Origin of the sequence: Streptomyces sp. NPDC058964 (assembly GCF_042741275.1) — a bacterium.
GTDB lineage: Bacteria > Actinomycetota > Actinomycetes > Streptomycetales > Streptomycetaceae > Streptomyces.
The window spans coordinates 1-6884 of record NZ_JBHYKH010000485.1; the positions used below are offsets into that span (position 1 = coordinate 1).

Annotated in this window: 4 protein-coding genes and 2 pseudogenes; 2 read left to right on the forward strand and 4 right to left on the reverse strand. The window is 73.2% G+C overall.

Annotated features, from left to right (window positions below; all coding sequences use genetic code 11):
- Positions 1-108 precede the first annotated feature (108 nt).
- The 4 genes and pseudogenes from ACFW2E_RS37840 to ACFW2E_RS37855 all read right to left on the reverse strand — a co-directional run.
- Positions 109-385 (reverse strand): annotated as a pseudogene (locus ACFW2E_RS37840) (alpha-L-fucosidase); the annotation flags it as partial.
- Positions 386-388: 3 nt separating this feature from the next.
- A complete protein-coding gene (locus ACFW2E_RS37845; RefSeq protein ID WP_384473879.1) occupies positions 389-3478 on the reverse strand; it encodes an alpha-mannosidase in 3090 nt (1029 codons plus the stop codon).
- A 30-nt stretch (positions 3479-3508) separates the two neighbouring features.
- A complete protein-coding gene (locus ACFW2E_RS37850) occupies positions 3509-4846 on the reverse strand; it encodes a 6-phospho-beta-glucosidase (protein ID WP_384473882.1) in 1338 nt (445 codons plus the stop codon).
- Positions 4843-4992, reverse strand: coding sequence for a hypothetical protein (locus ACFW2E_RS37855; RefSeq protein WP_384473885.1), 150 nt, complete (start codon positions 4990-4992; stop codon positions 4843-4845). The genes ACFW2E_RS37850 and ACFW2E_RS37855 overlap by 4 nt, the downstream gene beginning before the upstream one ends.
- A 15-nt stretch (positions 4993-5007) precedes the next feature.
- On the opposite strand from ACFW2E_RS37855, the pseudogene ACFW2E_RS37860 reads away from it, so the two are divergent.
- Positions 5008-5492 (forward strand): annotated as a pseudogene (locus tag ACFW2E_RS37860) (glycoside hydrolase family 2 TIM barrel-domain containing protein); the annotation flags it as partial.
- Positions 5493-5908: 416 nt separating this feature from the next.
- On the forward strand, positions 5909-6757 hold the full coding sequence (locus tag ACFW2E_RS37865; protein WP_384473888.1) for a hypothetical protein: 849 nt from the start codon (positions 5909-5911) through the stop codon (positions 6755-6757).
- Positions 6758-6884 lie beyond the last annotated feature (127 nt).

A 6884-nucleotide genomic window follows, 5' to 3' on the forward strand; every position in this document is an offset into this window, starting at 1 on the left:
CCCGCGCGCCCCCCCCCCCCCCGCCCCCGCCGCGCGCCCCCCCCCCCGCGGGGGGTATTGGGGCCCCCCGGCGCGTAGAGCGGGCCCGCCCGGGGCCGCCCCTTTTGCGTTCAGGTTGCCGTGGGCGGTGTCCCACAGGGCGACGCCGTCGTGGTGCCGGCCGGTCGGCACGGCGTACCCGGCACCCGCGCGGGCGAACGGCTTCGCCGAGTCAGGGGGGTCGCAGCGGGACGGCCGTGAAGCGGTCGAGCCGGGACACGTACCGGTCGCGGGGCACGATGCCGTCGTAGAACGACCACGATTCCTGGACACCGTCGAGGGCGCAGATGCCCCAGTGGACGAAGACCCCCAACTTGCCGTCGGTGAACCAGGGTTGCCGGAGCATGGTTCAGCTCGCCGCGTCCCGTCGCAGGCGCAGCGTCAGGATCTGGAAGGGCCGCAGTGCGACGGCGACCGCGCCGTCGGCGACGGGCACCGGCTCCAGGGGCCGCTCCAGCAGATCGGTGACCTGGGCGCCCGCCAGGCGGAACCCGGCGCGCAGCACTCCGCTCGCGCGGCCGCCGCGGGACTCGTAGAGCCGTACCACGACGTCGCCCGAGCCGTCGTCGGCGAGCTTGACCGCCTCGACGGTCAGGCCGTCGCCGTCGACGGTCACGACGGGTTCGGGCGCGCCCGCCGAATCCGTCACGCGCAGCGGCAGGTTGAGGGCGTAGCCCTCGGCGACCGCGTCCTCGATGTCCGCTCCGGGCAGCAGGGAGTACGTGAGGCGGTGCCGGCCCTGGTCGGCACCGGGGTCGGGGACGCGCGGGGCGCGGACCAGGCTGAGGCGGACCGTGGTGGTGGTTCCTCCCCCAGCCTCCGGCCGGGGGGACCGCCATCTCGCGTCGCCCGCCTCACGGACCGTGCGGGAGACGTCGTGGCCGTAGGTGGAGTCGTTGCTGACGGCGACGCCGTAACCGGGTTCGCCGATGTGCACCCAGCGGTGGCCGGGGACCTCGAAGCGGGCCGCCTCCCAGCTGGTGTTGGTGTGGGTGGGCCGCTGGACGTGGCCGAACTGGATCTCCGCGCAGGAGTGCGCGGCCCGGACGTCCACCGGGAAGGCCGCCTTGAGGATCTTCTCGGCCTCGTGCCAGTCGATCTCGGTCTCGAAGTCGATCCGGGGGCTGCCGGCCCGGACGGTGATCGTCTGAGTGATCGTCGAGCCCTTGCCGAAGGAGCGTGCGACGCGGATCGCGCCGACCAGCGGGCCGTCCTCGACGACGGTGACCGAGTCGGCCTCCAGGAGGTCGGTGTACCGGTTCCGGTAGTGCTTGTCGATGTCCCAGGCGTCCCAGTGGTTGGGCAGGTCCGTGTGGAGGCGCAGCAGATTGCCCCGGCCCGCGAGGACTTCACGGTTCGCCCGCAGATCGAGTACGGACGACAGGGTGCCGTCCTCCGCCACCCGGACCCGGACCAGGCCGTTGTCGAGGACGCGCCCGGACACCGTGACCGGCGCCGGGGGTTCGGCGCCGGTGAGGGGGGCGCTGCCGCTCGCGGGCACCTCGGCGTACACCGGTGTGCCGTCCGCCGTGCGGACCACCTCGGCGCGGTCGTACGGGCTGGTGTTGAAGACGCGCGTCCCGCCCGCGCCCAGCGCGGCCACGGCTGCGGCGGTGAGCCGCTCCAGTTCCCCGGCCACCCGGGCGTACTCGGCCTCGGCCTCGCGGTGCACCCAGGCGATCGACGACCCGGGCAGGATGTCGTGGAACTGGTGCAGCAGCACGGTCTTCCACAGGCGGTCGAGCTTCTCGTGCGGGTACGCGTAGCCCGGCGCGTGCAGGGCGGCCGTGGTCGCCCACAACTCGGCCTCGCGCAGCCGGTGTTCGCAGCGGCGGTTGCCCTGCTTGGTGCGGGCCTGGGAGGTGTAGGTGGCGCGGTGCAGCTCCAGGTACAGCTCGCCGACCCACACCGGGGCGTCCGGGTACTCCGCGAGGGCCTTCGCGAAGAACGCGTCGGGGTGCTCGATCTCGACCCTCGGGGAGCCCTCGAGGTCCTTCAGCCGCCGTGCGCGCTCCATGATCTCGCGGGTGGGGCCACCACCGCCGTCGCCCCAGCCGAAGGGGGCGAGCGAGCGGGTGGCGCCGCCCTTGTCGCGGTGGTTGCGCACCGCGCGGGACATCTCCTCGCCGCTGAAGCGGGCGTTGTAGGTGTCGACCGGCGGGAAGTGGGTGAAGATGCGGGTGCCGTCGATGCCCTCCCACCAGAAGGTGTGGTGGGGGAACGGGTTGGTCTGGTTCCAGGAGATCTTCTGGGTGAGGAACCACTCGTTGCCGGCGAGCCTGGCGAGCTGTGGGTAGGCGGCGTTGTAGCCGAAGGAGTCGGGCAGCCAGACCCCCTTGGTCTCGATGCCGAAGTGCTCGATGAAGAATCGCTTGCCGTGGATCAGCTGGCGGGCAATCGCCTCGCCGCCGGGCAGGTTGCCGTCGGCCTCGACCCACATGCCGCCGACCGGCGCCCACTGGCCCTTCTTCACGGACTCCCGGATGCGGGCCCAGACGTGCGGGTGGTTGTCGCGCACCCACTCGTACTGCTGGGCCTGCGAGCAGGCGAAGACGAACTCCTCGTACTCGTCGGCCAGGGACGTGACGTTGGAGAAGGTACGGGACGTCTTGCGCTTGGTCTCGCGGATCGGCCACAGCCAGGCGGAGTCGATGTGCGCGTGGCCGACACCGGAGACGATGTGCGCGCTGGCGTTCGCTGGCTTCGACAGGACGGGCTTCAGGGCGGCGCGCACCTCGGCGGCCGAGCCGGAGATGTCGTCCAGGTCCAGCAGGTCCATCGCGCGGTCGAGCGCATGCGTGATCTCGTGCCGGCGCGGGTCGTGCTCGCCGAGTTCCAGCATCAGTTCGCGCAGCACCTGGACGTCGAGGTCGAGGTGCCAGACCTGCTCGTCGAGGACGGCGATGTCGGCGCGCCGGAAGGTGTAGAGCGGCTTGTCGCCGGCCGTGAGCACGTCGCCGAGCGGGGTCGGGGCGGCGAAGCCGTCGGCGAGGATGTCCGGGTTGGAGGCGGCCTCGACCAGGTAGTCGACCTGTTCCCCGCCCGCCGCAGGGTGGGCGATCGGCACGTACTGGTTGAGCGGGTTGACGGCCTTCAGCGGCGTGCCGTCCGTGCGGTGGACGAGGGCCTCGGCCTGGTTGCCGGGCCAGTCGCCGACGAAGCCGAGGTCGATGACGGCCTCGACGCGCCGGCCCGCGAACGCGTCGGGCACCCGTCCGCGCATCCGGAACCAGGTGGTGCCCCAGGGCGGGCCCCACGGGGTGTCCATCGCGAAGGGCTCGTACGGGGCGGCCGCCGCCTCCTCGAAGGACACCGGTTCCCCCGGGGCCTGCCAGGCCTCGACCTCGAAGGGGGCGGTGGCGGCGTGGATCGCGGGCTTGATGCGCTGGTTGTGGAGGCGCTCGACGCGCTCCTCGATCCGGCGGCGTTCGTCGTGCATGGGGTCTCCTGGAAGCGGGGGTGAAAGCGCTTACTCAAGATAGGCCAGGCCGGGGTGCACCGCGGTGTACCCCTCGACCAGCCGACGGGCCACGTTCACGGAGTCGACGAGCGGGTGCAGCGCGAAGGCCTTCACGGCCGTCGCACGGGAGCCGGACCCGGCGGCGGCGAGCACCTCGCGCTCGACCGCCTTGACCGCGCACACCAGGCCGGTGGCGTGGCCGGGCAGCGGGTCGACGGCGACCGGGTGGGCGCCGTTGGCGTCGACCAGGCAGGGGACCTCGATCACGGCGTCGCGGTCGAGCACGGAGAGCGTGCTCTCGTTGCGCACGTTCAGGATCAGCGTCGTGCGTTCGTCGCGGGCGATGGCCCGCATCAGCGCCAGCGCCACCTTCTCGTAGCCGCCGGAGAGGTCGTCGGCGTCGCGCTCACCGGCGCCGGCCGTCTCCCGGTTCTCCGCCATGTAGGTGGCCTCGCGCTCGGCGCGGGTGCGGTCCCAGGCCGCGAGGGCGGCCGCGCCGGGGTCGCGCATCTCCTCGTAGAAGCGGGCCTGCTGGTCGAGCAGGAAGGCGCCGCGGGTCTGCTCGGCCTGCTGGTAGGCGCTTACGGCCTCGCGGTTGAAGTAGTAGTAGTGCAGGTACTCGTTGGGGATCGCGCCCAGGGTCCGCAGCCAGTCGGTGCCGAAGAGCCTGCCCTCCTCGAAGGAGCCGAGCAGGTCGGGGTCGGCGAGCAGACGCGGGAGTTCGTCGCGGCCGGCGATCCGCAGACCGCGGACCCAGCCGAGGTGGTTGAGACCGACGTAGTCGATCCAGGCCTCGTTCGGGTCGGCGCCCAGGACCCGGGCGATGCGGCGGCCGAGGCCGACCGGAGAGTCGCAGATGCCGATGACGCGGTCGCCGAGGTGGCGGGACATGGCCTCGGTGACCAGGCCCGCGGGGTTGGTGAAGTTGATGACCCAGGCGTCGGGAGCCAGCCGGGCCACCCGGCGGGCGATGTCGACGGCGACCGGCACGGTCCGCAGACCGTAGGCGATGCCGCCCGCGCCCACCGTCTCCTGGCCGAGGACGCCCTGCGCCAGTGCCACCCGCTCGTCGTCGGCCCGCCCCGCCAGGCCGCCGACCCGGATCGCCGAGAACACGAAGTCGGCGCCGCGCAGGGCCTCGTCGAGGCCGGTCGTGGCGGTCACGCGAGGGGCGTCGGCGACGGTCGCCGCCTGTTCGGCCAGCACACGGGCGACCGCGTGCAGCCGGCCGTCGTCCGGATCGTGCAGGACGACCTCCGTCACCCGCCCCTCGCCGCGGTCCGTCAGCAGCGCCCCGTACACGAGCGGAACACGGAATCCGCCACCGCCCAGAATCGTCAGCTTCACGACTGCACCTCTCCCGCCAGGACCGCCTCGACGCCCGCCTCCTCCAAGGATGACCGGGCGGGCGGCCCCTCGGCATCCGCAAGGCCTCCCGCCTGGCCGCCGAGTTCGACCTCACGGACGTCGTGCGTCCCGGCGAGCGGTCGCACGGCTGACCGTCGTCACGGGTCTCGCGGACGGTGCTGCGCGACAGGAACCACCCCTCGGTCGTGGTCCGGTCACTGGGCGGCGAGTCCGGCCACGGGGCGTGCCACGACGCGGCGGCGGGCCGGGTGCGCCGGCGCGATCCGGCGCGGCGGTCCGGTACGAGGGGCCGCCGAGCCGGACCGGGCGGCGACCGACGACGGCTCCGACATCGCCCGCCCCTGGTGCACGCCGCTCGAGGACTGCGTCGCCCACGCCCTGCCGGGCCGCCGGACCAAGGCCCTCATACAGTGCGAGTACTCCCGTGCAACGGCAACGGAACGGCAACGGCAACGGCACCCTGACGGACCGTCGGGCGGCCATCGAGTCCACGCCGGGTCATCGGGGCGGCCTCAACCGGGAGTTCCGGGAGCACGGAATTCTGCAACGCGTGAGCGACGGCAGTCCGGCCGGGCGCGCGGGCGCCGGGCTGTACGACAACGGTGCCGCCGCGCCAGGCGGCCGACGCTTCGGGTGACGACGGCGAGGGCCTGCTCGTCCAACCCCTGCTCACCGCCGTTCCCAGGCCCTCCCCGTGGCGGGCGCCCGCCGACTACGACGAGCCGGGCGGCACGGCGCCGCGCCGGTGCTGCGTGGATGTGATCCGGGGCGCGGTGCGCGGTCCGGTGACCGGCCGCGACGCCTGCAAGGCGCCCGGCAGCAAGGCCGTACAGACCGAGGACGTGTCCGGCTGCGCGGCAGCGTCGGCAGCGGCAACGGCAGCGGCAACGGCAACGGCAACGGCAACCGGGACGGCGGGGGGCATCCGGGCGCTTCCGTGGACCCGCACGGACCGATCTCCCACGAGCCCGGCAACGGTGACCCGTGGGCCGATACGTGGTTGTATTCGAACCCCATCTTCGTTGATTTGGCAGGTTCATGATTAAGCGTCAGCTGTTCTCCGTCACCGCCTTGGCGGCCGCCCTGGCCCTCGGCGCCCCGAGCGCCTTCGCGTCCGGGCAGGCGCACTGGGAGCGGACGGACACGTCGTACACCGGCACACTGGGCGGCGGGCAGGGCCTGGCGAGCCGCGCGGACGGCTCGCTGCTCCACCGCGGGCTCCTCGACATCCCCCTGGACCTGCGGGTCAAGGGCTGGAACCACGTCGGTGACCCGGACATCGCGCGCGGCTACGTCTTCGACGCCTACCAGGGCGCGGACACGGCCACGTCCAAGATGTACGAGGTCACCACGCCGTCCGGACAGCGCTACGACTACACCCACCGGCTGGACCCGGGCGAGAAGGTGAACAACTCCTTCGCCGCGGTCTCGCCCGACGGGCAGTGGCTGGTGTCGGGCGAGTGGGGCGACCAGAACAGGCTCCAGGTCTTCCCGGCTCCCCTGCTCAACCCGTCCACCCCGCCCAGGGGCGGTGACCTGCCGCAGGCCGGGCAGATCACCCTGGACCGGCCGGTGCGCGACATCCAGGGCTGCGACTTCGTCACCGGCACCCGTCTGGTGTGCGCCTCGGACGACGCCTCGGGCAGCCTGTTCCCCGAGATCCGGCCACTGCTCCAGGTCGACCGGTCGCACGGGCTGGACGGGCGGCCGGTCACCGGTTCGGTGACGAGCCTGTTCGCGCTGCCCCGTTCCAGCGTCTGCAGCGGCACCTTCGAGGCGGAGGGCGTCGACTACGACACCGGGACCGGCACCCTGCGCGCGGAGGTGATCCCGCCGGGCGTGTGCGCGGTGGCGACGACCGTGTACTCCTACCGGCAGGTCACCGGCTGAACGCCGGTTCCGTTGCGGTCCGTCGGCCAAGGACGTGCGACCCGGCCACGCGTTCCGGCCGCGGCCGTGCGCAGCCGGACTCGGGCTCGGGGGGCGGAAATCCCCCCGCGATCGCCCCCCGCCGCCG

Bases quoted from the DNA above. Each gene is read 5' to 3' on its own strand.
- ACFW2E_RS37845 (WP_384473879.1), bottom strand. From the start codon at position 3,478: ATGCACGACGAACGCCGCCGGATCGAGGAGCGCGTCGAGCGCCTCCAC.